General features: G+C 66.7%; 23 protein-coding genes and 4 pseudogenes. 16 read left to right on the forward strand and 11 right to left on the reverse strand.

Annotated features, from left to right (window positions below):
* The first annotated feature begins 27 nt into the window (after positions 1–27).
* The 5 genes from prpC to CNE_RS12285 all read left to right on the forward strand — a co-directional run bounded on the left by prpC (position 28) and on the right by CNE_RS12285 (position 6,630).
* On the forward strand, positions 28–1,224 hold the full coding sequence (gene prpC / locus CNE_RS12270; RefSeq protein ID WP_013957427.1) for a bifunctional 2-methylcitrate synthase/citrate synthase: 1,197 nt from the start codon (positions 28–30) through the stop codon (positions 1,222–1,224).
* Positions 1,225–1,389: 165 nt separating this feature from the next.
* Positions 1,390–1,947, forward strand: a complete 558-nt coding sequence (locus CNE_RS12275; protein ID WP_013957428.1) for a hypothetical protein — start codon at positions 1,390–1,392, stop codon at positions 1,945–1,947.
* Between the two features lie 279 nt (positions 1,948–2,226).
* Complete coding sequence (gene acnA, locus CNE_RS12280; protein ID WP_013957429.1) at positions 2,227–4,932, forward strand: aconitate hydratase AcnA; 2,706 nt, start codon at positions 2,227–2,229, stop codon at positions 4,930–4,932.
* Between the two features lie 237 nt (positions 4,933–5,169).
* Positions 5,170–5,322, forward strand: coding sequence for a hypothetical protein (locus tag CNE_RS41710; RefSeq protein ID WP_013957430.1), 153 nt, complete (start codon positions 5,170–5,172; stop codon positions 5,320–5,322).
* A 105-nt stretch (positions 5,323–5,427) separates the two neighbouring features.
* Entirely contained in the window at positions 5,428–6,630 is a 1,203-nt protein-coding gene (locus CNE_RS12285) for a DUF2863 family protein (protein WP_013957431.1), read from the forward strand.
* Positions 6,631–6,696: 66 nt separating this feature from the next.
* On the opposite strand, the gene trmB is transcribed toward CNE_RS12285, so the two are convergent.
* Positions 6,697–7,383: a tRNA (guanine(46)-N(7))-methyltransferase TrmB gene (trmB, locus tag CNE_RS12290; RefSeq protein WP_013957432.1), complete on the reverse strand. Its 687-nt coding sequence runs from the start codon at positions 7,381–7,383 to the stop codon at positions 6,697–6,699.
* A gap of 137 nt (positions 7,384–7,520) precedes the next feature.
* On the opposite strand from trmB, the gene CNE_RS12295 reads away from it, so the two are divergent.
* On the forward strand, positions 7,521–9,152 hold the full coding sequence (locus tag CNE_RS12295; RefSeq protein WP_013957433.1) for an ABC transporter substrate-binding protein: 1,632 nt from the start codon (positions 7,521–7,523) through the stop codon (positions 9,150–9,152).
* A gap of 52 nt (positions 9,153–9,204) precedes the next feature.
* Here CNE_RS12295 and CNE_RS12300 read toward each other — a convergent pair whose 3' ends face one another.
* The 3 genes from CNE_RS12300 to CNE_RS12310 form a co-directional block, all read right to left on the reverse strand.
* Entirely contained in the window at positions 9,205–10,077 is an 873-nt protein-coding gene (locus CNE_RS12300; protein WP_013957434.1) for a class I SAM-dependent methyltransferase, read from the reverse strand.
* Positions 10,078–10,132: 55 nt separating this feature from the next.
* Positions 10,133–10,885, reverse strand: a complete 753-nt coding sequence (locus tag CNE_RS12305; RefSeq protein WP_013957435.1) for a tetratricopeptide repeat protein — start codon at positions 10,883–10,885, stop codon at positions 10,133–10,135.
* 74 nt (positions 10,886–10,959) lie between these two features.
* Positions 10,960–12,096, reverse strand: coding sequence for a PLP-dependent cysteine synthase family protein (locus CNE_RS12310; RefSeq protein ID WP_013957436.1), 1,137 nt, complete (start codon positions 12,094–12,096; stop codon positions 10,960–10,962).
* Positions 12,097–12,421: 325 nt separating this feature from the next.
* Here CNE_RS12310 and CNE_RS12315 point away from each other — a divergent pair, with 325 nt between their 5' ends.
* The 3 genes and pseudogenes from CNE_RS12315 to CNE_RS12325 all read left to right on the forward strand — a co-directional run.
* Positions 12,422–12,688 carry an HPr family phosphocarrier protein gene (locus CNE_RS12315; protein ID WP_238552999.1) on the forward strand — a complete coding sequence of 89 codons (267 nt, stop codon included), beginning with the start codon at positions 12,422–12,424 and terminating at the stop codon, positions 12,686–12,688.
* On the forward strand, positions 12,685–13,557 hold the full coding sequence (locus CNE_RS12320; RefSeq protein WP_013957438.1) for a spermine/spermidine synthase domain-containing protein: 873 nt from the start codon (positions 12,685–12,687) through the stop codon (positions 13,555–13,557). Before CNE_RS12315 ends, CNE_RS12320 begins: the two co-directional genes overlap by 4 nt.
* A gap of 56 nt (positions 13,558–13,613) precedes the next feature.
* Positions 13,614–14,463, forward strand: a pseudogene (locus CNE_RS12325) (YoaK family protein); the annotation flags it as partial.
* Between the two features lie 43 nt (positions 14,464–14,506).
* On the opposite strand, the gene CNE_RS12330 reads toward CNE_RS12325, so the two are convergent.
* A complete protein-coding gene (locus CNE_RS12330; protein WP_013957441.1) occupies positions 14,507–14,944 on the reverse strand; it encodes a universal stress protein in 438 nt (145 codons plus the stop codon).
* 246 nt (positions 14,945–15,190) lie between these two features.
* A complete protein-coding gene (locus CNE_RS12335; protein ID WP_080569572.1) occupies positions 15,191–15,550 on the reverse strand; it encodes an alpha/beta fold hydrolase in 360 nt (119 codons plus the stop codon).
* Between CNE_RS12335 and CNE_RS12340 the strand changes: the two genes are divergently transcribed.
* The 4 genes and pseudogenes from CNE_RS12340 (at position 15,482) to CNE_RS12355 (ending at position 18,168) form a co-directional block, all read left to right on the forward strand.
* On the forward strand, positions 15,482–15,994 hold the full coding sequence (locus tag CNE_RS12340; RefSeq protein ID WP_049800568.1) for a LysR substrate-binding domain-containing protein: 513 nt from the start codon (positions 15,482–15,484) through the stop codon (positions 15,992–15,994). The genes CNE_RS12335 and CNE_RS12340 overlap by 69 nt on opposite strands.
* Before the next feature lie 111 nt (positions 15,995–16,105).
* Positions 16,106–16,906, forward strand: a complete 801-nt coding sequence (locus CNE_RS12345) for a dienelactone hydrolase family protein (protein ID WP_228772364.1) — start codon at positions 16,106–16,108, stop codon at positions 16,904–16,906.
* Between the two features lie 103 nt (positions 16,907–17,009).
* Positions 17,010–17,345, forward strand: a pseudogene (locus CNE_RS42080) (type IV pili methyl-accepting chemotaxis transducer N-terminal domain-containing protein); the annotation flags it as partial.
* 34 nt (positions 17,346–17,379) lie between these two features.
* Complete coding sequence (locus tag CNE_RS12355; RefSeq protein WP_013957446.1) at positions 17,380–18,168, forward strand: type IV pili methyl-accepting chemotaxis transducer N-terminal domain-containing protein; 789 nt, start codon at positions 17,380–17,382, stop codon at positions 18,166–18,168.
* Between the two features lie 18 nt (positions 18,169–18,186).
* Here CNE_RS12355 and CNE_RS42085 read toward each other — a convergent pair.
* The 5 genes and pseudogenes from CNE_RS42085 to CNE_RS12375 all read right to left on the reverse strand — a co-directional run.
* Positions 18,187–18,420: pseudogene (locus CNE_RS42085) on the reverse strand (DNA-deoxyinosine glycosylase); the annotation flags it as partial.
* 45 nt (positions 18,421–18,465) lie between these two features.
* Positions 18,466–19,719 carry an IS256 family transposase gene (locus CNE_RS12360; RefSeq protein WP_148271584.1) on the reverse strand — a complete coding sequence of 418 codons (1,254 nt, stop codon included), beginning with the start codon at positions 19,717–19,719 and terminating at the stop codon, positions 18,466–18,468.
* 77 nt (positions 19,720–19,796) lie between these two features.
* Positions 19,797–20,081, reverse strand: a pseudogene (locus tag CNE_RS12365) (DNA-deoxyinosine glycosylase); the annotation flags it as partial.
* Between the two features lie 73 nt (positions 20,082–20,154).
* Entirely contained in the window at positions 20,155–22,056 is a 1,902-nt protein-coding gene (gene htpG / locus CNE_RS12370; RefSeq protein ID WP_013957450.1) for a molecular chaperone HtpG, read from the reverse strand.
* A gap of 123 nt (positions 22,057–22,179) precedes the next feature.
* On the reverse strand, positions 22,180–23,730 hold the full coding sequence (locus tag CNE_RS12375) for an aminotransferase-like domain-containing protein (protein ID WP_013957451.1): 1,551 nt from the start codon (positions 23,728–23,730) through the stop codon (positions 22,180–22,182).
* 84 nt (positions 23,731–23,814) lie between these two features.
* On the opposite strand from CNE_RS12375, the gene CNE_RS12380 reads away from it, so the two are divergent.
* From CNE_RS12380 to CNE_RS12390, 3 genes are read left to right on the forward strand one after another with little or no spacing between them, the layout of a single operon-like run.
* The gene (locus CNE_RS12380; protein WP_013957452.1) at positions 23,815–24,492 is read left to right on the forward strand and encodes a VOC family protein; all 678 of its coding nucleotides are present in this window, start codon (positions 23,815–23,817) and stop codon (positions 24,490–24,492) included.
* Positions 24,493–24,526: 34 nt separating this feature from the next.
* Positions 24,527–25,240 (forward strand): alanyl-tRNA editing protein, encoded by a 714-nt coding sequence (locus tag CNE_RS12385; RefSeq protein WP_013957453.1) that lies wholly within the window; start codon positions 24,527–24,529, stop codon positions 25,238–25,240.
* Positions 25,240–25,878: a LysE family translocator gene (locus CNE_RS12390; RefSeq protein WP_013957454.1), complete on the forward strand. Its 639-nt coding sequence runs from the start codon at positions 25,240–25,242 to the stop codon at positions 25,876–25,878. Before CNE_RS12385 ends, CNE_RS12390 begins: the two co-directional genes overlap by 1 nt.
* Positions 25,879–25,885 lie beyond the last annotated feature (7 nt).

Here is a 25,885-nt window from a genome sequence, read left to right on the forward strand (position 1 = left end):
ATCAGGACAGCGCCCAAGGAGACACGGATGTCCGCCTCGAAGTTCGCCGCACCCGCCGCCGCACCCGACGCCACGGGCAGCGAGCCAGCCGCGCCCCGGGTCAAGAAATCCGTCGCCCTGTCGGGCGTGACCGCCGGCAATACCGCGCTGTGCACCGTCGGCCGCACCGGCAACGACCTGCACTACCGCGGCTACGACATCCTCGACATCGCCGAGACCTGCGAGTTCGAGGAGATCGCCCACCTGCTGGTGCACGGCAAGCTGCCGACCAAATCCGAACTGGCCGCCTACAAGGCCAAGCTCAAGAGCCTGCGCGGCCTGCCCGCCAATGTGAAGGCCGCGCTCGAATGGGTGCCCGCCAGCGCCCACCCGATGGACGTGATGCGCACCGGCGTGTCGGTGCTGGGCACCGTGCTGCCGGAGAAGGAAGACCACAACACCCCGGGCGCGCGCGACATCGCCGACCGCCTGATGGCCAGCCTGGGCTCGATGCTGCTGTACTGGTATCACTACAGCCACAATGGCAAGCGCATCGAAGTCGAAACCGACGATGACTCCATCGGTGGCCACTTCCTGCACCTGCTGCACGGCGAGAAGCCGTCGGCACTGTGGGAGCGCGCCATGAACACCTCGCTGAACCTGTACGCCGAGCACGAGTTCAACGCCTCGACCTTCGCCGCCCGCGTGATCGCCGGCACGGGTTCGGACATGTATTCGTCGATCAGCGGCGCCATCGGCGCGCTGCGCGGCCCCAAGCACGGCGGCGCCAACGAGGTCGCGTTCGAGATCCAGAAGCGCTACGACAACCCGGACGAGGCCCAGGCCGATATCACCCGCCGCGTCGAGAACAAGGAAGTTGTGATCGGCTTCGGCCACCCGGTGTACACCACCGGCGACCCGCGCAACCAGGTGATCAAGGAAGTGGCGAAGAAGCTGTCGAAGGATGCCGGCTCGATGAAGATGTTCGACATCGCCGAGCGCCTGGAAACGGTGATGTGGGACATCAAGAAGATGTTCCCGAACCTGGACTGGTTCAGCGCGGTGAGCTACCACATGATGGGCGTGCCGACAGCGATGTTCACGCCGCTGTTTGTGATCGCGCGTACCTCGGGCTGGGCCGCGCACATTATCGAGCAGCGCATCGACAACAAGATCATCCGCCCGAGTGCCAACTACACCGGCCCGGAAAACCTGAAGTTTGTGCCGATTGGCAAGCGCAAGTGAAGCCGGGCCAACTAGCCCCCTTCGATAATGTAACCAAAGACCAGAGCACTACGCCGCCCTGGGCAAATCGTAGAGAATAGCGGCGGAATTTGTCCCGGCGCCGCCCGATTTGACGGCGGCGAATGAAACATAAACCGATTTCAGTATCCGAAAGGCACTCACAAAATGAAACATCTTGTCCTTGCCGCCTGCATCGGCGCATTCAGCCTGACCACCGCGACCGCCGTGATGGCACAGGAACCTGCCAAGAAGACCACCACCAAGAAGGCTTCGAGCAAGAAGAAGGCAGCTGCCGGGACCGCCGCGGCGGCCGGCGCTGCTGCCGCGGTCACGCCGAACGGCGAAAAATGGCAGTGTGAACTGGGCAACAACCTGTATATCGCCGGCGACATGCTGCGCGACGAGGTCCTAACCGTGCACTGGCAAGGCCGCGACTACAAGCTGCCGCGCCAGCCCACGGTGACCGGCGCCGACCGCTACTACGACGCCCGCACCGGCCTGGACCTGGTGGTGATCCCGAGCAAGGCCATGCTGTTCAACAAGAACCTGGGCCAGCGCCTGGCCGACGACTGCCAGAGCGCCGCCATGCAGGCCGGCGCCGCAGCCCCGACCCAGGCCGGCGGCCTGCGCGCCCCGGCCACCACCCCGCTGCTGGTCACGCCCCCGGGCGGCCCGACGCAGGTGCCGGAAGGCGCCCAGCAATCCGCAGCGCCCAAGCAGTAAGTCCGTACCGGGGCGCTGGCGGCCGCTGAATTCCGGCCGCCAGCGCCCTTTTTTGCCTTGCCGGGCGGTCAATCCCGGGCGGGCATGCTGTCGGGCCAGTGTCGTTGCGGCCGGCGGGATGCCGAGCCGGGTGGCGCCAAAGCCGCGCGGCGGTTAGAGTATGCAGTTGCAGTGCGCTGCCGGCCTCGGACCGCGGTCAAATGCCGCGGCAGCGCACCGGGGTCTTGATTCAGGTCCGAGCCAAATGCCATCGCATCATCCTTCGATCGGAGTACGGCAATGCCCCACAACCTCAAGAACACGCTAAAAGAATTCAAGATCGGCTCTTCCGGCAAGGGCCAGTATTACTCCCTGCCCCAGTTGGGCGAGGAGCTGGACGTGGCAATCGGGCGCCTGCCGGTGTCGATCCGCGTGGTGCTGGAATCGGTGCTGCGCAACTGCGACGGCAAGAAGGTCACCGAAGAGCACGTCAGGCAACTGGCCAGCTGGAAGCCGAACGCCGAGCGCGTCGACGAGATTCCCTTCGTGGTGGCCCGCGTGGTCTTGCAGGACTTTACCGGCGTGCCGCTGCTGGCCGACCTGGCCGCGATGCGCAACGTCGCCGAGAAGATGGGCAAGAACCCCAAGAAGATCGAGCCGCTGGTGCCGGTGGACCTGGTGGTCGACCACTCGGTGCAGGTCGACCATTTCCGCGAAAAGAAGGCGCTGGACCTGAACATGCAGCTGGAATTCCAGCGCAACAACGAGCGCTACCAGTTCATGAAGTGGGGCATGCAGGCGTTCGATACCTTCGGCGTGGTGCAGCCGGGCTTCGGCATCGTGCACCAGGTCAACCTGGAATACCTGGCCCGTGGCGTGCACAAGAAAGACGGCGTCTACTACCCGGACACTCTGGTCGGCACTGACTCGCACACCACCATGATCAACGGCATCGGCGTGGTGGGCTGGGGCGTCGGCGGCATCGAGGCCGAGGCCGGCATGCTGGGCCAGCCGGTCTATTTCCTGACGCCGGACGTGGTTGGCGTGGAACTGAAGGGCCGCCTGCGCGAAGGCGTCACCGCCACCGACCTGGTGCTGACCATCACCGAGATGCTGCGCAAGGAAAAGGTCGTCGGCAAGTTCGTCGAGTTCTTCGGCGAAGGCACCGCCAGCCTGGCCCTGCCCGACCGCGCCACCATCGGCAACATGGCGCCGGAATACGGCGCCACCATGGGCTTCTTCCCGGTGGACGAGAAGACCATCGACTACTTCAAGGGCACCGGCCGCACCGAAGAGGAAATCGCCGCGTTCGAGGGCTATTTCCGCGCACAGAAGATGTTCGGCATTCCCAAGGCCGGCGAGATCGACTACAGCAAGGTGGTGACGCTGGACCTGGGCACGGTGGCGCCGTCGCTGGCGGGCCCGAAGCGCCCGCAGGACCGCATCGAGATCGGCAACGTCAAGAGCACCTTCGCCTCCCTGTTCAGCAAGCCGGTGGCCGAGAACGGCTTCAACAAGGAGGCGGCCGACTTGGACCGCGTCTACACCACCACCGACGGCCTCGAGGTGAAGAACGGCGACGTGCTGATCGCCGCGATCACGTCCTGCACCAACACCTCCAACCCGAGCGTGCTGCTGGGCGCTGGCCTGCTGGCCAAGAAGGCGGTGGAAGCCGGCCTGACAGTGGCGCCGCACATCAAGACCTCGCTGGCCCCGGGCAGCCGCGTGGTGACGGAATACCTGACGGCCGCCGGCCTGCTGCCCTACCTGGAAAAGCTGGGCTTCGGCGTGACCGCCTATGGCTGCACCACCTGCATCGGCAACGCCGGCGACCTGACGCCCGAGCTGAACGAGGCCATCACCAAGAACGACCTCGTGGCCGCTGCCGTGCTGTCGGGCAACCGCAATTTCGAAGCCCGCATCCACCCGAACATCCGCGCCAACTTCCTGGCCTCGCCGCCGCTGGTGGTGGCCTACGCCATCGCCGGCAATATCACGCGCGACCTGATGACCGAGCCCGTGGGCAAGGGCAAGAAGGGCCGCGACATCTACCTGGGCGATATCTGGCCGACCTCGGAAGAAATCCACGCACTGATGAAGTACGCGATGGATGCCAAGACCTTCAAGGGCAACTACGAACAGGTCAAGAAGCCGAGCAAGCTGTGGGCCGGCATCAAGGGCACCAAGGGCCAGGTGTACGACTGGCCCAAGTCGACGTACATCGCCGAGCCGCCCTTCTTCCAGGACTTCAGCATGCAGCCCGCCGCCACCAGCGCCAGCGTGCGCGGGGCGCGTGCGCTGGGCATCTTCGGGGATTCGGTGACGACCGACCACATCTCTCCGGCCGGTTCGATCAAGGACACCTCGCCCGCGGGCAAATACCTGCTGTCGCACGGCGTGCTGAAGGCCGACTTCAACAGCTACGGTTCGCGCCGCGGCAACCATGAAGTCATGATGCGCGGCACCTTTGCCAACGTGCGCATCAAGAACCTGATGATCCCGCCCAAGGCCGACGGCTCGCGCGTGGAAGGCGGCATCACGCTGCACCAGCCCACTGGCGACGAAATGTCGATCTACGATGCCGCCATGAAGTACGTTGCCGAGGGCACGCCCACGGTGGTGTTTGGCGGCGAAGAGTACGGCACCGGCTCGTCGCGCGACTGGGCCGCCAAGGGCACGCAGCTGCTGGGCGTGAAGGCCGTGGTGGCACGCAGCTTCGAGCGCATCCACCGCTCCAACCTGGTCGGCATGGGCGTGCTGCCGCTGCAGTTCAAGGGCAATGACAGTGCGCAGACGCTGGGCATCACCGGCAACGAGACCTTCGATATTGAAGGGATCGAGGGCGACCTGAAGCCGCAGCAGGACGTGGTGCTGGTGATCCATCGAGCCAATGGCGACGAGCAGCGCGTGCCGGTGCTGCTGCGCATCGATACGCCGATCGAGGTCGACTACTACAACCACGGCGGCATCCTGCCGTTCGTGCTGCGCCAGCTGCTGGCCGCCTGAGATCCACCTGAGGCGCCCGCAGCCTGCCAAGGCTGACGCCGCCTGCCTGGCCCTGTTGCGGGGCCCAGGCAGGCGGCGTTTTTCATTGGTGTCCTGCGCCCCTTGCATCACCCCGAACGAAGTCGGGCGCGTGTAAGTTCCACGCAAGCCAGTACTGCCACACTGTGTTCCACAAGAACAGCGGTCGCACGACCGGAAGCCGGGTCCGCCCGGCATCATCCAGAATCAGGAGACACCATGGTTAAGATCCTTATCGCATTCGTCGTGGTTGCCGGCGCGGCCCTCTACCTGCTGACCAAGGGCGGCAGCGACGTTTCCATGTCCGGCGAGTCGCACAGCGTCGAGAGCCACGCGCCCGCGGCCCCTGGCGCCGCTCCGGCCCAGAAATAAGCCGCACGCCCGGGCGCGTCCGCACAGGCTGCACGCATATAGCGGCCTGCGTGTCAACGCAACGAGTAGAATACCGTTTTACGCATAAACGGACGGTTTCTTTCTATGGCAGGTTTTCGCCCCAAGGCTTCCCCACGACTCTCCCCTGACGCCGAGCGTCTGGTGGCCGATGCGCTCGCCCTCGACGCTTCGGGCAGCCGCATGGAGGACGCGTACTGGGAACGGCGGCTCTCGCAGCGCCTGGGCCGCCTGCTGAAGAACGGGAGCCAGACCGCGCTCGACGCGGCGCTGGAACACCTGTTCAAGCACAATGCAGACGCCTCCGACGTACTGGCCGAGCAGGCCGAGACGCTCGCCGAATCCGCCACCATCGAGGTCGACGGCCAGCGCTATGACGCGCTGCTGATTGCCGCCCCGATCCTGGCGCACACGCGCTACGCGATTCCCTCCGGCTCGCTCAAGCCGGAGCTGGCGCAGACGCTGGCGGTGCACCTGCAGGCACATGTGCTGGCCACCGGCACCAAGGTCTCGCTGTCGCCCTACCTCTACAGCATCGACCAGCTGCCGCGCACGCACAGCGACACCTTTGCGCTCACGCACAAGCTGGCCGCGGCCGCCCTGGCCGGCACGGTACCCAAGGTCGACCTGCGCGACCTGCCCGAGACCGCGCCGATCCTGGCCGATCCGCGCTACCTGCTGGCCGTGGTGGTGGCCCCGCACGAGCAGGCGCTGTTCCGCTGGCAGGAAGACGCCAAGGATCACCACGCCGAGCGCTCGACCTGCCTCGACCAATGGCGCACCCAGGTGCAGCCGTCGGTGGCGCTGTTGCTGCCGGGCTGCGAGTTCGAGTTGCTGCTGCCTGACGCCTTCTTCCTGTCCTGCCGCGAGTCCGACAAGAGCATCCGCCCGCTGACCGTGCGCGCCGCGGTCAACTACCTGTGCGGCACCCTCGACATCTCCGCCGGCCAGCTGGCCGCCGTGGTGGCTGCCTTCGGCGAGGAAGTGGTCGAGGAATACCGCGTGGGCTTCACCATGCGCGGCGAGAAGGATGTGATCTACGGCATTGTGTGGCCGGTCTACGGCCGCGAAGCCGGCGAGGTCGATGCCGACGAAAAGGGCAACCCGCTCGAGCAGATCTGCGAGGAACTGCGCAACGCCGGCGTGGAAGACATCTTCCGCCACGCCGCGCTGTTCGATCCGGAATACTGCGAGGACTGCGGCACGCCGCTGTACGCGGACCGCAACGGCGAGATCGTGCACGCCGAACTGCCCGAGGACGCGCCGACGCAGCAGCCGCTGTTCCACTGACGCATCCGGCTGCGCCAGGCAAAAAGACGGCCCGCATGCGCGGGCCGTTTCTCATTGGCGAGCCGCTCAGGCGGGCTTGCGCTCGCTGACGCAGCGCCACAAGCCATGGCCCGATGCGCCGTACTTGCGCTCGAACGGCGTCATCGGCTGCGCCGGCGCCCACGCCTCTACCTGCGCCGGGCGCCCGACCAGCGCCAGCGCCTGGGCAAACTCATCGATATAGATGCGCCAGTTGCTGCGGCACTCCAGGTAGTCGCCGCAGGCAGCCAGCGCCGGGAACACCGCATGGCCCTGCCAGCGCCGCCCCAGGTGGCCGATCTTGGGCCACGGGTTCGGGTACAGCACGTAGTGGCGCGCCACCGGCACGGCCTCGGCCTGCAGCAGGCGCCAGGCATCGACCAGGTCGGCCCGCGCCCAGCAGAAGTTGGCGGGCATCGGCGCCTCGCCCCACCAATCCTTGCCGGCGGCCAGGCGCTTCTCGGACTGGTCGACGCCGATCACGAAGTGGTCCGGGAACGCCGTCGCCAGCCGCAGCGTGCTTTCACCCACGCCGCAGCCCGCATCCAGGATCAGCGGCGCGCCGCCGGCCTGCTGCCAGCTTTGCAGCGCCGCGCCGAGCTCGCGCCGGCTGGCTTCGCCGATGGGCTTGCGGAACGGCTCGGCCAGGTGGCGCGCGACGCGCGCGGCCAGGTGTTCGTGGACATCGGACTGGGCCGAGACAATGGTGCGGGAATTGGCAAACATGGGCGCCATTCTAACGGCGCCGCCCCGCATCGGCTTGGCAGCCCGCGCCAAAGGCTGCAACCAAGCCACTTTAGCGGCACAATGCGGGACAAACCCGCCTGAGAACCCGGCCGCGTCCGCGCGGACCCGTACGAGGAGCCAGCCAGATGACACCGACCCACGCCCTGCCGCCGCAACGTCCGCCCCGCCGCCCTGCCCGCCGCGCCGTGCTCCATGCCGCCACCGCGCTGGTGCTGGCCAGCGCCGCCTTCACGCTGCTGCCGGCGGGAGCCGCCCACGCCGAAGACCTGCGCATCGGCCTGGCGGCCGACGTGACCTCGATGGACCCGCACTGGAACAATTCCGGCCCCAACAACGCCATCGCGCTGCATGTGTTCGAGTCGCTGGTGTTCATGGACAAGAATGCGCGCTACATCCCCGGCCTGGCGCTGTCGTGGAAGCCGGTCAACGCCATCACCTGGGAGATCAAGCTGCGCCCCAACGTGAAGTGGCACGACGGCTCGCCCTTTACCAGCGAGGACGTCAAGGCCTCGCTGGAGCGCCCGGAGAAGCTGGTCAACAGCCCGGGCTCGTTCACCAGCTACACCAAGCCGATCGCGCGTATCGACACACCCGACCCGCTGACGGTGCGCCTGACCATGAGCGTGCCCAATTACGCCAACCTGGCCAACGACCTGAACAGCGTGCCGATCATGCCGAAGAAGGTCGCCGCCACGCTGACGCAGGCGGACTTTGATTCGGGCAAAGTCATGATCGGCACCGGCCCGTTCAAGTTCGTGCGCTTTGCGCGCGGGCAGGAAATCGTGATGGAGCGCAACCCCAACTACTGGGGCCCCAAGCCCGAGTGGGACCGCGCCATCTTCCGCATCATCACTGACAACGGCGCGCGTTCGTCCGCGCTGCTGGCTGGCGATGTCGACGTGATCGAGAGCGTACCGTCGGCCGACGTCGCCAAGCTAAAGCAGAACCCGAAGTTCAAGATCGAGCAGCAGGTGTCGTGGCGCACCATCTTCTGGCAAATGGACCAGTCGCGCGACAACCCGCCCTTTGTCACCGACAAGGCCGGCAAGCCGCTGGGCAAGAACCCGTTCAAGGATGCGCGCGTACGCGCCGCAATCAGCAAGTCGCTGAACCGCGACGCCATCGTCAGCCGCATCATGGAAGGGCTGGCGGTGCCGGCCTCGTCGATCGTCTCGCCGCAGATCTTCGGGCATCCCGGCACCAAGCCTGAAGCCTATGACCCGGAAGGCGCGAAAAAGCTGCTGGCGGCCGCAGGCTACCCCGACGGCTTCGGCCTGACGCTGCACGCCACCAACAACCGTTACCTGAACGACGCCGCGGTGGCGCAGGCCACCGCCAGCATGCTGACGCGCATCGGCATCCAGACCAAGGTGGAGACGTTGCCGGTGGCGGCCTACTTCACGCGCGCACGCCAGGGCGAGTTCGCCTTCCAGATGCTGGGCTGGGGTTCGGCTGCGGCCGACGTGGCACTGCGCTCGATTACCGGCACGCCCAACCCCAAGACCGGCTATGGCACCTGGAACTGGGGCAAGTACAGCAACCCCCAACTGGACCAGCTGATCGAGAAGTCGCTGACCACCGTCAGCAGCGACAAGGCCCGCGAAGAGAATGCCCGCATCGCGGCCAAATTTGCGCTGGCCGACCACGCGATCATTCCGTCGCACAGCCAGCTGGCGATGTGGGCGATGAAGAAGGGACTGAAGTACGAGGCGCGCACCGACGAGTGGTCGCTGGCGCAGTTCTTCCACAAGGAGTGAGCGCGGCGCTGCCTGCTGCCGCTCTCCCGCGCAGCGGGAGAGCGGCCATTCCTCAGATCTTCAACTGCTCTTCCTGCCGCGCATTCGCCGCGCGCAGCTTCTGCACCCAGTCGCGCGCCGGCAGGCCGGTGGTCTTTTCCACCACCTCGGCACGCCCCTCCAGCGCTTCCCACGACACATCAATATCCGGCCCGTTGAAGGCCATCGCGATGATGTTGCCGTCATGCACTTCCGGGAACACCAGCACGCGGTTGTCAAAGGCATCGCAGATGCGTTCGATATTCTTCGGAAAGCTGTCGTGGTCGCCGAACAGGTTGATGGTCATCACCCCGGGTGCCTTCAGCGTGCGGCGGCAGGCTCGGTAGAACGCGGTGGTGTCCAGCACCGGGCCGCGCGCGGTGGCGTCGTACAGGTCCACCTGCAGCACATCGATGGCGCCGGCGTGGGTGCCGTCCATGACGTAGTCCCAGGCATCCTGCTCGCGCACGGTCAGGCGCGCATCGTCCTCGCGCAGGCCGAACATGCTGCGCCCGGCGATGATCACCGCGGGGTTCAGCTCCACCGCGGTCACGCGCGCTTGGCTGAACTGGCGGTGGCAGAACTTGGTCAGCGCCGCGGCTCCCAAGCCAAGCTGGACCACGTGGAATTCTTCAACGGAAGGCGACAGGAACAGCAGCCAGGCCATCATCTGCTGCGCGTATTCCAGCTCGATCGCATCGGGCTTGCGCAGGCGCATCGCGCCCTGCACCCACTCGGTGCCGAAGTGCAGGTAGCGCACCCCTTCCATTTCCGAGAAGGTCACCGGCGCGAAGCGCGGCGTCATGCGCTTTTCTTCGCGTGCCGGCGCCTCGCCACGGCTGCGGGTGCCACGTGCCGGACGGCGCGAGGCCACGGCTTCAATCGATTTGCGTTTCAGTAGGGTCATGTTGTCGAGAAAGGCGTTCAGCACCCGTTCCAGCATGGATGGGGACAAACGCGGATTACTTGCCCAGCGCAGACTGCGCGCGCTGCAGCCATTCGCGGTTGTGATCGCGGGCGTGGCGCGGCCAGTGGCGGGCGTCGTGGACGATATCGGCATAGAGCTGCTGCGCGCGCTCGCGGTCTGCGGCGTCGGGCTGCGCCGCCAGCCAGTCGGCAAAGAGGCAGCGCGGCGCGGCATCGCTGGCGCTGGTCAGCGCCTGCTCGAACGCGGCCCGCGTGCCGGATGCACCGGTGGCCGCCAGCGCGCGCGCAAACAGCAAGGCCGGATCGGGCTGCTGGCGCGACTGCGGATTGGCGGCGAACAGCTTCTCCAGTGTTGCCAGCGCGCCGGCGGCATCGTTGGTGGCGAACTGCGCCTGCGCCAGTCCCTGCAGCAGCGCCGGATCGGTCGCGAACGGTCCGTTGGCCGCTGCCTGGTAGTGCTGCAGGGCTTCCGACGGCTCCCCGGCCGCCAGCAGCGCGGCGCCCAGGCGCATGCGGTGCGCCACCGTCGGGGCGCGGTCAAAGTCTGAGCGGGCCTCGCGCACCGCGCGGTTCGGATCGACCAGTTGCGTGATGGCACGCGTGGCCGCACGCGCGCCGCGCGACTGGCGCAGCCCGGGCAGGTAGATCGCGAAGAAATACACCACGCTGCCCAGCCCCGGGAACAGGAACAGGATCAGCAGCCAGTACATGTTCTGGTGCGTGCGCACCGCGTGCACCGCGAAGAACAGTGCGACGATGATATGGATGCTGATGCCGAAGATACGCATAGGGAATTCACCTTTGAATCAATGGCCGGCACGCCGGCCGCCGGCATTGTGACAGAAAGGCAGGGCGCCGGGTTTCAGCCGCCCGCCGCAATGCCGGCGCCGGCCGACTGCAGCCCCGCCACCGCCTGCGGCGTCAGCACGGCCTCGCCATTGACCGCACGCGCCACCAGCGCATCGGCCGCCTCGATGGCAATGCCCTGTGCGCTGTACCAGGCATCGTCGTAATAGGTGTTGCCGTAGCGCTCGCCGCTGTCGCACAGCAGGCTGACGATGGCGCCGCCCTCACCCGCCGCGTGCATCTGCTGGGCCAGGTACAGCACGCCGACGAAATTGGTGCCGGTGGACCCGCCCACGCGGCGCCCGAAGCGCCCGGAAAGGTAGCGCATGGCCGCGAACGAGAGCGCATCCGGCACCTTCAGCATGGCGTCGATGCAGGTCGGGATAAACGAATGCTCCACGCGCGGCCGGCCGATGCCTTCGATGCGCGAGCCCTCCGCCAGGGACAGGTCCGGCTGCGGCTTGCCCTCCAGGCAGCTGCGGAAGTAGTCGAAGAACACCGAGTTCTCCGGGTCCGCGCACAACACGCGGGTCTGGTGGCGGCGATAGGCCACATAGCGCCCCAGCGTGGCGATGGTGCCGCCGGTGCCGCCGCTCGATACCAGCCAGGCCGGCACCGCATGCTCTTCCTGCGCCATCTGCTTGAAGATCGACTCGGCGATATTGTTGTTGGCGCGCCAGTCGGTGGCGCGCTCGGCGTAGGTGAACTGGTCCATGAAATGCCCGCCCGTCTCCTGCGCGATGTGGCGCGAGGCGGCGTAGATCTCGGACGGGCTGTCCACTAGGTGGCAGTGCCCGCCGTAGAACTCGATCGCCTCGATCTTGGCGCGCGAGGTGCCCGCCGGGATCACCGCCACGAACGGCAGCCCGAGCAGCCGCGCAAAGTAAGCCTCGGAGATTGCCGTCGAGCCGCTGGATGCCTCCACCACCGTGCTGCCCTCATGCAGCCAGCCGTTGCACAGCGCGTACAGGAACAGCGACCGCGCCAGCCGGTGCTTGAGGCTGCCGGTCGGATGACTGGACTCGTCCTTGAAATAGACGCGGATGTCAGGGTAGCCCGGCAGGTCCAGCGGGATCAGGTGGGTGTCGGCGGAACGGTTGAAATCCGCATCGATCTTGCGGATGGCCTCATGGGTCCAGTCGGAAAGTGGCATGGCAGTGTTCCGGGCAGGCCGGGCATCGGGACAGACCGTCAGGATGCCAGAAGCGCACGCCACAAATCCAGTTTCCGGGATGGGCAGGCGGCCTGGCACAACCCGCAAAGGGCGGTTTCTCCACAACCGCGGGACCAGGCATGGCATTTCCTGTCCGGATGCAGCCACCGGCGCGGGTGCTGGGATATGATAATAGGACTAACATCATATGTGACTGCAACAGATGTCCCCCGATGTCCGCGATACCCGGGAGCACCCGCCACCTTGCCCGCCCCAGCCAGCCGACCGGCCCCGCTCCTCGGGTCCTGCATTGCGCAAGGCTGCCGTGATCGAGGCCACCCTCAACATCGCCGCCGGCAAGGGTTTCCAGGGGCGCGGCTCGGCGCGCATGAGCCTGGTGGCCGGCCGCTTTGCCAGCCGCATCGTGCTGGTCACGGACTCCGGCTCGGCCGATGCGCATGACGTGATGGCCGTCATGCGCCTGCGCACGCCGCCAGGCACCGTGCTGCGCATCCAGGCCGACGACCCGGCCGAAGTCGCCGCGGTCCGGGCCATCGCACGACTACTCGGACCTGGGAACGGCCAGCCATGAGCGAACGCAAACCGGACGCCGGCACTGGCATCGCCGCGGATAGCGGCCGCACGTCCTTTGACTCCTATATGCGGTTCCTGGCCGAAGCCCCGCGCGACGGCACGCCCGTGGTGCTGGAGACCGAGACCGCCCTGTCGCTGCACTTCGACGTGCTGGCCACGCAGAGCTTCATGTCGCGGCGCGATCCCGACCGGCTGGTGCTGGGCTATACGCGCACCATGATGGGATTCCTGCTGCTGCATCCGTCGCCGGCACGGATTTCGGTGATCGGGCTCGGCGGAGGCTCGCTGGTCAAGTATTGCTACCGGCACCTGCCTGCCACGCGGGTGGTTGCTGTCGAGATCGACCCAGCGGTGATCGCACTGCGCGAGCGCTTCCGCATTCCGCCCGACGATGTCCGCCTGCAGGTGGTCTGCGCCGATGGCGCCGAGTACGTCAGGGGCCGGGAAGCGCGCCCCGAGGTCATCCTCGTCGACGGCTTCCTGGCTGACGGCATGCCGCTGCAGCTTGGCTCTGCCGGCTTCTACGCGGCCTGCCACGCGAGGCTGGCCGACGACGGCGTGCTGGTCGCCAACTTCCTGGCAAGCGACCGTGGCATGCCGCACTACCTGGACGCGGTGCGCGCCGTGTTCGGGGCCTCGATGTCGGTCGCGCGCGCCGAGGACAGCTGCAACTACACGTTGTTTGCCTGGAAAGGCCAGCCCCGGCTGCCGTCGCTGCAGACGCTCCTGGCACGCGCACGGGTGCTGGAAACCGTGCATGCGCTGAAGCTGACACCGACTGCCCGCCGCATGAAGCGCGGCGAGGCAGTTGCCGCCGACCCCGACGCCTGGCACGCCCTTGCCCGGCCGCCCCGGCACGCCCTGTAGCGGCAACGCAGGTCCTCCGCCTCCCTTTCCAATCCGCCAGACGCCGCCCCATCGCCATGCCGATCCTGTACCTGCGCAAACTGACTGGGAAGCGGCGCAGCCCCCACGCCAACCGGCACCTGGCCGGCTACCCTGCCTTGTCGCAGGCGCCATCAATGCCGGCGGCTTCCTGGCCGTGCAGCAATACACCTCGCATATGTCCGGCGTGGTCTCAGCCATGGCCGACAACCTGGCGCTGGGCAGCTTCGCGCTGGTGCTGGACGGGGTCGGGGCGCTGCTGTCGTTTCTCGGCGGCGCTGCGTGCTCGGCGGTGCTGGTCAACTGGGGGCGGCGCGAGCGGCTGCACAGTGAATACGCGCTGCCGCTGGCGCTGGAAGCGGGGCTGCTGCTGTGCTTTGGCCTGATCGGCGGCAACCTAGGGGCAGCACCAGTGGCTGTTCATGCCAGCCAGGGTGATGCTGCTGTGCTGCTGTGCTGCTGTGCTGCTGTGCTGCTGTGCTGCTGTGCTTCATCATGGGGCTGCAGAATGCCATGATCACCAAGCTCTCGAACGCCGAGATCCGCACCACCCACCTCACTGGCATGGTTACCGATATCGGCATCGAGCTGGGTAAGCTGTGCTACTGGAACGCAGCCGCGCCAGCACGCACGCCATCAAGCACACAAGCGCGCCCCCTGCCCCGCGTGCTCGCCGACCGGTGCAAGCTGCGCCTGCTGGTGGTGCTGGTCACGCTGTTCTTTGCCGGCGGCGTCGCCGGCGCGCTGGGGTTCAAGCACCTGGGTTTCAGCGCCACGCTGCCGCTGGCCGTGCTGCTGCTGGCGCTGATCGCAGTGCCACTGACCGACGACCTGCGCAGCCGCTGGCGCACAGGCTCACTGCCGCGCCTGGCGGCGCGGACGCGGCAACGCGTGCAGGCGGGCGCGCTACACCGGCGGCGCTAGGCGCCGTCTAGCGGTACACCAGCACCGGAATCTTGCTGTGCGTCAGCACCTTCAGGGTTTCGCTGCCGATCAGCATGCCCTGGACCCCGCGCCGCCCGTGCGAAGCCATCACGATCAGGTCGCAGCCCATTTCCTCGGCCGTCTTGATGATGGCCTCGTAGGGATGGTCGTTGACGACGTATGCCGTTTCACAGGGCACACCCGCGGCGCCGGCTTCGTCGGCCAGTCCGCGCAGGTAGCGGGTTGCTTCTTCCCAGGCTTGCTTCACGTAAGTTTCGCGCGTGTCCTCCAGCATCTCGACCTGGTAGGTCAGCACGTGGTAGTTCGGACAGACCCGCACCGCGGTGGTACGCGCCCCCATTTCCCGCGCCAGGATCAGGGCCTTGCGGAATGCCGATTCAGACAGGTCGGAGCCATCGACCGCCAGCAGGAGATGCTTGAACATGATTGCCTCCTTGCCTGCATAGTTGCCGGCTAAGGCGCTCACTTCCGATGCGTCGTCGCCATGCGTCCGAAAGTGCGAGCCCCGCAAGGCGCACAGGGAGCGACCGATACCTCCGGTTTCGAATGATTCGTCGCTCGACTCCAGTATAGGTGCGCCATGGCCCACGGCAATCCGGCATGCGTCACATGCGCACGGGTGGATTCAATACCAGCGATTTGCGAAGCCGTTGGCTGGCTGCGGGCCGCGTCAGGCCCGACCAGGGTCGCGCCGGATCGTTGTGCAATCCTCCGTCAGCCATGCGGCGATAGCCTCGGCCACCGCTTGCGGCGCTTCCATGGTGATCGTGTGCCCCGCATCCTCGATCACTTCAAGCCGCGCCGCCGGGATCCGCTCGCGCATGTCCACGTGGCTGTCCAGCGGGTTCCAATGATCCTGGCGGCCGCACAGCAGCAGCGTCGGGCAGGTAATGGCCGGCAGCAGCGCCGATGCGTCCGGACGCCCGAGCAACGCCCGCACCTGCGCACGCGCGTGGGTCCGGTGGACTTCAGCACCGCGTTCGTGGATGCCTCGCTGGAGTTCGGCGACGGCCAGCGGCCGGGCCTGCATAACGATTTCGTGGTGCCGCTGCGGTTGTCGCCCTATGCGGCGCCGTCATGGGTGGCCGCGCATGGCCGGGCGATCGACGCCGGCACGCCGCGGTCGGCGCTGATCCACCACCTGACGCTGTCCGACGCATGGGAAGGCTGGTTCGCACGGCAAGGCATCAAAGCCAGCCCGGGCCACGAAGGGCCGCGCTACGAGGTGATGTCGATGGCGTTGAACGCCACCGTGGCGGGGATGGGCGTGGCGCTGCTGCCCTCCTACATGACCGGGGACCTGCTGGCGGCCGGCAAGCTGGAGCGCCTTTCCGACACAGCCTGGCAACATCCGAAGGGCTACTACCTGGTGTATCCGCCGGCGTCGGCACAGATGCGGGCGCTGAAGGTGTTTCGCGACTGGCTGTTGCAGCAGCACGAGGCAGGTGCCGCCGAAGGAAGCCTGAAGGCCTAATGCCGGTCGGCATACGCGCGAGTCTCGCGCCGGGCTAAGCGGATTTCCTGATGTGTGTGGCTGCGCTGACTGAGCTAGCATCCTATGCACCATCCCTCTTCATGCCCCGCCATGCGTGACTTCAAGCGGTTGCTATCGTGCCTGCTGGCTGCATTGTGTGCTGCTTGTGCACAGACGATGCCTCAGCCCTCCGGTCCGCTCGCATTCAACGCGGCGACGGTAGGAAGCCCGGGAAGCCGCGCCACGGCAGAACTGTACCGGCCCGAGGGCGCCGGCCCGTTTCCCGCGGTCGTCGCGCTGCACGGCTGCGATGGCGTCAGCCCGCACTACCGGACCTGGGCACGCCGGCTGGCCTCGTGGGGCTATGTGGTACTGCTGGTGGACAGCTTTGGCCCGCGCAACCTCAGGACGGTATGCAACCATGGCCGGGACGTCCCCCCCGAGCTGCGCGCGCAAGATGCACTGGCCGCCGCCGCTTACCTGCGCGCGCGGCCGGACGTGGTGGGGAGCCGCATCGGCGTCATTGGCTTCTCGCACGGCGGCTGGACTGTGCTCAAGAGCGTGCTCGCCAGCGATGCCGGAGTCGAGGTCACCCACCCCTTCGCCGCCGCCGTGGCGTTCTACCCAGGCTGCGAGATGCCCCGCTCCGTCCTGCTCACCGACACACTAATCCTGATCGGCGACGCCGACGACTGGACGCCCGCCGCGCGCTGCGAACGCTGGCGCGATATCGTGATGAAGCACGGCCATACGGTCGAGATGATCGTGTACCGCGGCGCCGTACATGGCTTTGACACGAGCCGTCCGCCCCATGCCTTCGCCGGGCACATCGTCGGTCAGGATCCCGCTGCCGCCGAAGATGCCATCGCGCGGACGCAAACCTTTTTCCGGCAGCGCCTGATGGCGCCGTAGACAGTTGCTCCGGGCGCAACCAGCGTGAGCTATGGCATAGATATTGCGTAGAGGACACACAGGCCAACGGCGGCCTTGAAACAGATTGGCAAGCCGCGATGACATGCTCCGAAAAGGAGCATCCCGGGCAACGACGCCCCGAAGCGAATGGACCACGAACCGGACAACCGGTTCGCAGGCATCGCGCTTCGGGGCGCTTTGGCTTTGCCGGTCAGCGCGGTGCGCGTCTGCGTCGACACTACCTGCAAGGCATGGCATGAACGCTCTCTCTACTCAGTCACCCGAGACCGAGATGTCCACCGAAACCATCGGCGCATCGATCAACCTTTCCGGAAGGCAGCGCATGCTGTCGCAACGGATCGTCCTCCAGATGCTGCTCGCTTCGCGGGGGGACACTGCCGCGCTCGATATCGCACGCAAGCGCCCGTCAATGTTCGAGCCGGGGCCAACCAGAGTTTGATGCGGAGACGCCCTTGAAACGTTACCTCTGTTCCTTCTGCCTGATTGTCTGCAGCGTCCTGTCCCTGGCCGGGACCGCTTCCGCCGAAACGCTGACGATCAACGCGGCGATCAACAAGGCGGGCCGCCAGCGCATGCTGTCTCAGCGCATGGCCAAGGCTTACTGCCAGGCTGGCCTCGGCGTTGAAGTCGAACGTTCAAAGAAGATTCTCGAACAGTCCGCGGCGCTCTTCGACAAGCAACTCATGGAGCTGAAGGCGTTCGCGCCCACGCCTGATATCAAGGATACCTACGCCAGGCTCGAGCAGACATGGATTCCCTATAGACAGTTGCTGTCCGGCGGCGATCCGAATCCCGATAGCGCGAAAACCATCGCAAGAATGAGCGAGGACGTGCTGAAGCTTGCGCAACAGGGAACCCTCCTGCTCGAGAAACATTCCGGCACCGCGACGGGCAAGCTGATCAACGTTGCCGGCCGCCAGCGGATGCTCTCGCAGAGAATCGCCAAGATCAGCATGTTCCGCGCCTGGGGAATTACCTCCCCCCAGATGGCGCAGGATCTGGACACGGCTACCAGGGAATTCGCAGCCGCGCAGGAGCTTCTCACCTCGGCGCCGCAAAACACCGAGGCAATCCGTCGCGAACTGCTGCTTGCCGGCTCTCAGTGGCTGTTCTTTGAAGAGGCACTCAACCAGACCGGGGTCAGTCGCGCGGAACAGTTGAGAAACATCGCCACGACCAGCGAGCGTATTCTTCAGGTGATGGATGACGTCACCGGCATGTATGAAGGGATGCCCAGGTAACGTGGGTGCGTGAACGAGCTATGCCAGATGCTGCTTTACAGACAGCCACGCCTGCAATGCCTGCCAGGCGCGCAGCTTTTCCGGGTAGGACAAGGTATGAGCGGGACTACTGGATGGAAGCTTGATGGTCCGGTGATGGTCGTCATGCTGCCCGAGCACCTTCAAACCGATACGCGCAGCAGTGCCGCCATTGAAGGCGATGACAGCCAGCCTGGGTAGTGATTCGATCAGGCTCGCCAGGTCGTTGCCGGCGGGAGGTGTCAGGAATTCTGTGTGCTGAGGTCGGTTAAATAAATCTCAGCGTAGGGCGTTGGTGAAGCGGTCACCGAAGAGAATGGCGAACTGGTTGGCCGCTTGTTTCCAGGTGATGGGCGGCATCTTCCAATCTTTCTCGATGTTGCGCAAGGCCAGGTACAGCAGCTTGCTGGCGGCTTCGTCGCTGGGGAAGTGGCCTCGGTTCTTGACGATCTTGCGCAACTGCATGTGCATGCTCTCGATGGCATTAGTGGTGTAGATGATTCTGCGCACTTCCGGCGGATAGGCGAAGAACGGGATGACCTGCTCCCATTGCCGCCGCCACATGTCGGCCACCGTCGGGAATTTGCGGCCCCAGTCGCTGCCGGCAAAGGCATCCAGCGCAGTCGCAGCGGCATCGGCCGTGGCAGCCTGGTAAATCGGCTTGAGCGCGGTCGCCAGGCCCTTGCGATCCTTCCAGCTCGCCAGGTTGAGCGAGTTGCGGATCAGGTGGACGATGCAGGTCTGGATTTGCGCGGCCGGGTAGACGGCCTCGATGGCCTGGGGGAAGCCGCGCAGGCCATCGACCACGGCGACCAGGATGTCGTCCAGGCCGCGGTTTTTCAGCTCGTTGAAGACCTTGAGCCAGAACTTGGCGCCTTCGGTCTGCTCGATCCACAGGCCGAGGACTTCCTTGCGCCCATCGGCGCGGATGCCCAGCGCGAGGTACACCGCCTTGTTCCTGACGGTGCCTTCGTCGCGGATCTTCAGGCGCAGCGCGTCGAAGTAGACAATGGGGTACATCGCCTCCAGCGGGCGCTGCTGCCATTGGTCGACCTCGGCCAGCACTTCGTCGGTGATGGTGGAAATCAGGTCAGGCGAGACCTGCAGCCCATACAGTTCCTGCAAATGGCCCTGAATCTCACGCACGCTCATCCCGCGTGCATACATGCTGATTACGTGGTCGTCGAAGCCGGACAGCCGGCGTTGGTACTTGGCGACCAGTTGCGGCTCGAAGGTGGCTTGCCGGTCGCGCGGAATGTCCAGTTCCAGCTCGCCGTTGGGCGTGATGACGGTCTTTGCACTGCTGCCGTTGCGGTGATTGCCGCTCTTGCCTTGCTTGGCCTCGCTGGCCAGATGGTGCGTCAGTTCGGCGGCAAGCATACGCTCGGCCAACTGCTTCTTGAGCAGGCCGGCCAAGCCTGATTCACCGAGAATCGACTCGGCGTCCTTGTTCTGTACCTGAGCCAGCAGTTGATCGATCAACTCATCCGGAAACAGCTTCGGCGCGCTCGATTTCTTTCTCTTCTTGGTCATGCTTGTTGTTTCGGTCATAAGGCGTTTCTTTCGATATCGTCTCATGACCTCAACACACAAGAAATCTGACAGGCTCTGCCGGCGTGATCCCGGATGTTGCTGTCCAGGCTGCCCTCACGCTTCGCTTGCGCCACCACGTCCCACAGACCGACGTGATGCGCCAGAAGCGTTTGCAGCCGCGCGGCATAGTCCATGTGGACCAGGTCTTCACCCAGAACATCGCCGGTCAGGCGCCAGAACTGATTCTGCCGATGCGCGTAATACTGGCTTTGCGCCAGTGACGCCTCGCCCGGCAGGCTGCCAAGAATGAGGATGCGCGTGCCGGCGTCAACGACAGGCGGGAAGCACCGCTTCAGCGTCATCGGTCACGCGCTCCGTTACAACACATTGAGATGAGAATCCCCCGCCGCCTGCGCGGCGAGGGCAGCCGGGGCGTCAGGCCAGCAGCTTGTTGACGCGCTGCACATATGCAGCCGGATCGTCCAGCATGCCGCCTTCGGCCAGCAGCGCCTGGTCGAACAGCACCTGCACGCGGTCGCTGAAGGCATCGCCCTCGGGGAGATCGCGCAGTTTCTGCACCAGCGCGTGTTCCGGGTTCAGTTCCAGGATCGGCTGGGCGTCCGGCGCCTTCTGGCCGGCCTGCTTGAGCAGGCGCTGCAGATAGCCGCTCATGTCGCCTTCGTCAGAGACCAGGCACGAGGCCGACGCGGTCAGGCGCAGCGTCACGCGCACGTCCTTGGCCTTGCCGTCGAGCACGCCCTTGGCGCGTTCGACCACGTCCTTCCAGTCGGCCTCGGCCTTTTCCTGCTCGGCCTTCTCGGCTTCGTCGGCGAGCTTGCCCAGGTCCAGGTCGCCGCGCGCGACCGACACCAGTTCCTTGCCGTCGAACTCGCGCAGGAACGACAGCATCCATTCGTCGACGCGGTCGGTCAGCAGCACCACTTCGATCCCCTTCTTGCGGAACACTTCCAGGTGCGGGCTGTTCTTCGCGGCGGACCAGGTATCGGCCGTGACGTAGTAGATCTTGTCCTGGCCTTCCTTCATGCGGCCGACGTAGGCAGCCAGCGCCACGTTCTGCTCGGCGGTGTCGTTGTGCGTGGAGGCAAAGCGCAGCAGCTTCGCCACGCGCTCCAGGTTGGCCTGGTCTTCGCCGATGCCCTCCTTGAGCGCCTGGCCGAACTGCTGCCAGAAGGTGGTGTACTTGGCGCGCTCGGCTTCTTCTTCACTGTCGGCCAGCGTTTCCAGCATCGACAGCACGCGCTTGGTGCAGCCCTCGCGGATGGCCTTGACGTCGCGGCTTTCCTGCAGCAGTTCGCGCGATACGTTCAGCGGCAGGTCGGCGGAATCGACCACGCCCTTGACCCAGCGCAGGTAGCCCGGCAGCAGCTGGTCGGCGTCGTCCATGATGAAGACGCGCTTGACATACAGCTTCAGGCCGGCCTTGTGGTTGCGGTCCCACAGGTCGAACGGGGCGCGCGCCGGGATATACAGCAGCTGGGTGTATTCGCTGCGGCCTTCCACGCGGTTGTGGGTCCAGGCCAGCGGCGCCTCGTTGTCGTGCGCGATGTGCTGGTAGAAGGCGGTGTACTGCTCGTCGGTGATGTCGGACTTGGCACGCGTCCACAACGCGCTCGCCTGGTTCACGCTTTCCCACTCGGCGGTGCGCTGGTAGGTGCTGGATTCTGCGTCCCACACCTCCTTGGGCATGCGGATCGGCAGCGAGATATGGTCCGAATACTTCTGGATGATGCCCTTCAGGCGCCAGGCCGAGAGGAAGTCGTCCTCGCCCTCGCGCAGGTGCAGCGTGATGGTGGTGCCGCGCTCGGTGCGGGCGATGGCATCGATGGTGAACTCGCCGTCGCCGGTGCTTTCCCAGCGCACTGCGTCTTCGGCGCCCAAGCCGGCGCGGCGCGTTTCCACCGTAACCTTGTCAGCGACGATAAAGGCCGAGTAGAAGCCCACGCCGAACTGGCCGATCAGCGCGGCATCTTTCTGCTGGTCGCCAGACAATTGCTGGAAGAATTCCTTGGTGCCCGAGCGGGCGATGGTGCCGAGGTTGCGGATGGCCTCGTCGCGGCTCATGCCGATGCCGTTGTCGGTGATCGTCAGCGTGCGCGCCTTGGCGTCGGCCTCGATGCGGATCGCCAGGTCGGCGTCGTTCTCCAGCAGGGACGGGTTCGCGATCGCCTCGAAGCGCAGCTTGTCGGTGGCGTCCGAAGCATTCGAGACCAGCTCGCGCAGGAAAATTTCCTTGTTGCTGTACAGCGAGTGGATCATCAGGTGCAGCAGTTGCTTCACTTCCGCCTGGAAGCTCATCGTCTCGTGCGGTGCGGTCATGGTTCTCCTCTTGGAAACAGGCGAATCTTGAAAGTGGGTGTGACCACGGTCATGTGGCCGGTGCCGCCAGACATAGGGCCGCCCGGGCCATTTTTCAAGGCCCGGGTGCTGCCGGGATGTGACTTACAGGCGTTCGAGCTGGCGCGCCAGGAAGGCCAGCATGTCCGGGTGGCCGCTGCTGGCAACGTTGAAGCGCATCCAGCCCGACGGCATCTGCGACGGCGAGAACAGGCTGCCCGGAGCGAACAGGTAGCCTTCTTCATGCCCCGCGGTGGCGATCGCGTTGGTGTCGCGGCCGGTATCGGCCCACAGGTACATGCCGGCGTGCTGGCCGGGAAAGAGGCGCAGGCCCAGCCGCTCCAGCTCGCGCCGGGTCTCGTTGCGGGCGCGGTCCAGCCGGGTGCGCACGCGCTCCACATGCTTGCGGTAGTGGCCCTCGGTCAGCACCTTGTACAGCACGCGCTCGTTGATCTCAGGCGTGGCCAGCCCCGCCAGCAGCTTGCTGTCGGTCAGCGCCGACGCCATCTCCGGGTGCGCGGCGATAAAGCCCACGCGCAGGTTGGCCGCCAGGGTCTTGGAAAAGCTGCCCAGGTAGATCACCCGGCGCAGTTGGTCCAGGCTGGCCAGCCGGGTGGCGGCGTGGCCGGGCGGGCACAGGTCGCAGTAGATGTCGTCCTCGACGATCAGGAAGTCGTACTGCTCGGCCAGGCGCAGCAGCTGGAAGGCCTTGGCCGCCGACAGCGAGGTGCCGGTGGGGTTGTGCAGCACCGAGTTGATCACGAACAGCTTGGGCCGCCGTGCCTGCACGATGCGCTCCAGCGCCTCCAGGTCCGGCCCCTCGGCGGTGTAGGGCACCCCGATCACCTGGGCGCCCTGCGCGGCAAAGCGGCCGAACATCACGAACCAGGCCGGGTCGCCCACCAGCACCGTGTCGCCGGGCTGCAGGTAGAGCCGCGCAATCAGGTCCAGGGCCTGGGTGATGCCCGAAGTCAGCACGATCTGCTCGGCGCTGGCACCGATCTCCAGTTCTTCCAGCCGGGTGCGCAGCTGCTGGCGCAGCGGCAGGAAGCCCTGCGGCGTGCCGCTGGCCAGGAAATGGTTGCCGGGCTGGCGGCCCAGCCCGCGCAGCGCGCTGGCAATCAGTTCGCCGTCGAGCCAGTCATTGGGCAGGAAGCCCAGCCCGGGCGCCTTGTGCGCCTCGGCGGTATGAAACATGCTGCGCAGCAGCCAGGTCACGTCGATATTGCGCGCCACCGCCACGCCGCCGGACACCGGCGCCGCGGGCGCGGCCGGGGCGCGCTCGCGCACGTAGAAGCCGGAGCCGCGGCGCGATTCCAGGTAGCCCAGCGCCACCAGCCGCTCATAGGCCTCGACCACGGTAAAGCGCGAGATGCCCTTCTCCTGCGCCAGCTGCCGGATCGACGGCATGCGCATGCCGGCGCGGAACACGCGCTCGTCGATGCGCATGCGGGCCCATTCGGTCAGCTGCTCGACCAGCGTCATCTGCGCCGAGGGGATCGGATCCGGGAAGCGCTCGGTGGGCGGCACCACCAGCCGCAGCGCGCGGCCGGAGGCATGCCCCGATGTGCTTTGGGCGTCGCCTCCGCTATCCTTCTGACGGGCGACGGTGGCGGTCTCGCTGCCCGCGTCGCCATCCCTGCCGTTGGCATCCATGTGCTGCTCCTGCAACTGTACTGAATACGATCCGCTCAACTGTACCGGTACTGTACCGACTACCTTGCCTACCATCAAGCCACGATGAAGCTCGCCCTCGATCACCTCGTCATCGCCGCGCCCGACCTGGCCGCCGGCACGGACTACATTGCCGGCCTGCTGGGCATTGCGCCCCAGGGCGGCGGTGCGCACGCGGCCATGGCCACGCACAACCGCGTGCTGGGCATGTTCGGCGGCGTCTACCTGGAAGTGATCGCGGTCGATCCGGCCGCCGCCGCGCCGGCACGCCCGCGCTGGTTCGGCCTGGACACCGAGGCCGTGCAGCAGCGCCTGCGCGACGGCCCGTTCCTGCTGCACTGGGCCGCGCGCGCGGAACGCCCCGCCGACCTGGGCCGGTGGCAGGCGCAGTACCCGGAGCGCATCGCCCCGGTCATCCCGATGACCCGCGGCGGCCTGCACTGGCGCATTACCGTGCCCGAGGACGGCAGCCTGCCCGCCTGGCCGGGCGAAGCCGACAGCGCTGGCGACGGCCTGCTGCCCAGCCTGATCCAGTGGGACGTGGCCAGCTACCCCGGCGTCAGCCTGCCGCGGCAGGACCTGGCGCTGCGCAGGCTGTCCGGGCGCCACCCGCGCGCCGAGCTGCTGCGCCAGGGACTGGCCTGGCTGGGCGCCGACCACCTCATCGCCATCGAGCAGGCCGACGGCCCGCCTGAACTGATTGCCGAAATCGAAACCGCGCAGGGCATCCGCATCCTGCGCTAGCCACACCCAGAACAAGCCCACCAGGAGACCCCCGATGTCCGCCACCCGCAAGCGCTTCGACGAAGCCCCCTACCTCGACCACTGCACCGCCACCGTGGTGGCGGCCGGCGCCGAAGGGATCGAACTCGACGAAACCGTGTGCTACGCGCGCAGCGGCGGCCAGGCCGGCGACACCGCCACGCTGGCGCTGGCCGACGGGCGCTCGGTGGCCATCGTCGACACTGTCTACGCCGACGACCGCAGCCGCATCCTGCATGTGCCCGCACCGGATGCGCCGCTGCCGCGCGTGGGCGAGCGCGTCACCGTGACCATCGACTGGGCGCGCCGCCACAAGCTGATGCGGCTGCATACCTGCCTGCACCTGCTGGGCTCGCTGATCCCGGCGCCGGTGACCGGCTGCGGCATCTCGCCGGAGTCGGCGCGCGTCGACTTTGACCTGCCGGAGTCGACCCTGGACAAGGCCGACCTGACCGAGCGCCTGAACGCGCTGATCCACGCCAACACTGCGGTGCGCACCACGCTGATCACACCGCAGGAACTGGCCGCCCAGCCAGAGCTGGTGCGCACCATCGGCGCCGCGCCGCCGGCGGGCACGACCAGCATCCGCATCATCGAGATCCCCGGCGTGGACCGCCAGCCCTGCGGCGGCACGCACGTGGCCAACACCAGCGAGATCGGCGCGGTGGTGGTGACCAAGATTGAGAAGAAAAGCCGCACCAACCGGCGCGTGGTGGTCGCGTTCGCGTGATGGCGTCCGGCTTGCTCACCGGCCTGACGGCCGCGCAGTTCCTGGCCCTGCTGACCCTGCTGACGGTGGGCCTGTTCACGCCCGGGCCCAACACCACCATCGCCGCGGTCACCGGCGCCAACTTCGGGCTGCGCGCCACGCTGCCGCACTGCGTGGGCGTGGCCTTCGGCTTTGCCAGCATCCTGGCGCTGTGCTCGCTGGGCGTGGGCGCGCTGATCCTGGGCCAGCCCGCGCTGGCCGCCAGCGTGCACCTGGCCGGCGTGGCCTATCTGCTGTGGCTGGCGTGGAAGATCGCGCGCAGCACGGTGCTGACGCAGAAGCAGGTGCTGCGCCCGCTGAGCGTGTGGCAGTCGGCGGTGCTGCAGTACGCCAACATCAAGGCGTGGATGCTGGCGCTGGCGGTCGCGGCCTCTTACATGACGGGCGCGCCCTCGCCGGTGCAGCGCGTGCTGCTGGTGTGCGGCGTGTTCGCCGTGCTGGGCTTTGTCAGCAACGGCGTGTACGGCGTGCTGGGCGCATCGCTGCGGCAATGGCTGCAGCAAGGCCAGCGCGTGCGCTGGTTCAACCGCGCCATGGGCGCGGCGCTGGCGCTGACCGCGCTGTGGATTGCGGTCAGTGCCAGCCCGGGCGTTCAGTGACCCCCGG

The sequence above is a fragment of the Cupriavidus necator N-1 genome, assembly GCF_000219215.1.
In the GTDB taxonomy this organism is placed as follows: Bacteria; Pseudomonadota; Gammaproteobacteria; order Burkholderiales; family Burkholderiaceae; genus Cupriavidus; species Cupriavidus necator.

What these genes read in the sequence shown, in the direction of transcription:
- prpC (WP_013957427.1), top strand. Translation starts at nt 28, where the DNA reads ATGTCCGCCTCGAAGTTCGCCGCACCCGCCGCCGCACCCGACGCCACG.
- CNE_RS12275 (WP_013957428.1), top strand. Translation starts at nt 1,390, where the DNA reads ATGAAACATCTTGTCCTTGCCGCCTGCATCGGCGCATTCAGCCTGACC.
- acnA (WP_013957429.1), top strand. Translation starts at nt 2,227, where the DNA reads ATGCCCCACAACCTCAAGAACACGCTAAAAGAATTCAAGATCGGCTCT.
- CNE_RS41710 (WP_013957430.1), top strand. Translation starts at nt 5,170, where the DNA reads ATGGTTAAGATCCTTATCGCATTCGTCGTGGTTGCCGGCGCGGCCCTC.
- CNE_RS12285 (WP_013957431.1), top strand. Translation starts at nt 5,428, where the DNA reads ATGGCAGGTTTTCGCCCCAAGGCTTCCCCACGACTCTCCCCTGACGCC.
- trmB (WP_013957432.1), bottom strand. Translation starts at nt 7,383, where the DNA reads ATGGCGCCCATGTTTGCCAATTCCCGCACCATTGTCTCGGCCCAGTCC.
- CNE_RS12295 (WP_013957433.1), top strand. Translation starts at nt 7,521, where the DNA reads ATGACACCGACCCACGCCCTGCCGCCGCAACGTCCGCCCCGCCGCCCT.
- CNE_RS12300 (WP_013957434.1), bottom strand. Translation starts at nt 10,077, where the DNA reads ATGACCCTACTGAAACGCAAATCGATTGAAGCCGTGGCCTCGCGCCGT.
- CNE_RS12305 (WP_013957435.1), bottom strand. Translation starts at nt 10,885, where the DNA reads ATGCGTATCTTCGGCATCAGCATCCATATCATCGTCGCACTGTTCTTC.
- CNE_RS12310 (WP_013957436.1), bottom strand. Translation starts at nt 12,096, where the DNA reads ATGCCACTTTCCGACTGGACCCATGAGGCCATCCGCAAGATCGATGCG.
- CNE_RS12320 (WP_013957438.1), top strand. Translation starts at nt 12,685, where the DNA reads ATGAGCGAACGCAAACCGGACGCCGGCACTGGCATCGCCGCGGATAGC.
- CNE_RS12330 (WP_013957441.1), bottom strand. Translation starts at nt 14,944, where the DNA reads ATGTTCAAGCATCTCCTGCTGGCGGTCGATGGCTCCGACCTGTCTGAA.
- CNE_RS12335 (WP_080569572.1), bottom strand. Translation starts at nt 15,550, where the DNA reads ATGCAGGCCCGGCCGCTGGCCGTCGCCGAACTCCAGCGAGGCATCCAC.
- CNE_RS12345 (WP_228772364.1), top strand. Translation starts at nt 16,106, where the DNA reads ATGCGTGACTTCAAGCGGTTGCTATCGTGCCTGCTGGCTGCATTGTGT.
- CNE_RS12360 (WP_148271584.1), bottom strand. Translation starts at nt 19,719, where the DNA reads ATGACCAAGAAGAGAAAGAAATCGAGCGCGCCGAAGCTGTTTCCGGAT.
- htpG (WP_013957450.1), bottom strand. Translation starts at nt 22,056, where the DNA reads ATGACCGCACCGCACGAGACGATGAGCTTCCAGGCGGAAGTGAAGCAA.
- CNE_RS12375 (WP_013957451.1), bottom strand. Translation starts at nt 23,730, where the DNA reads ATGGATGCCAACGGCAGGGATGGCGACGCGGGCAGCGAGACCGCCACC.
- CNE_RS12380 (WP_013957452.1), top strand. Translation starts at nt 23,815, where the DNA reads ATGAAGCTCGCCCTCGATCACCTCGTCATCGCCGCGCCCGACCTGGCC.
- CNE_RS12385 (WP_013957453.1), top strand. Translation starts at nt 24,527, where the DNA reads ATGTCCGCCACCCGCAAGCGCTTCGACGAAGCCCCCTACCTCGACCAC.
- CNE_RS12390 (WP_013957454.1), top strand. Translation starts at nt 25,240, where the DNA reads ATGGCGTCCGGCTTGCTCACCGGCCTGACGGCCGCGCAGTTCCTGGCC.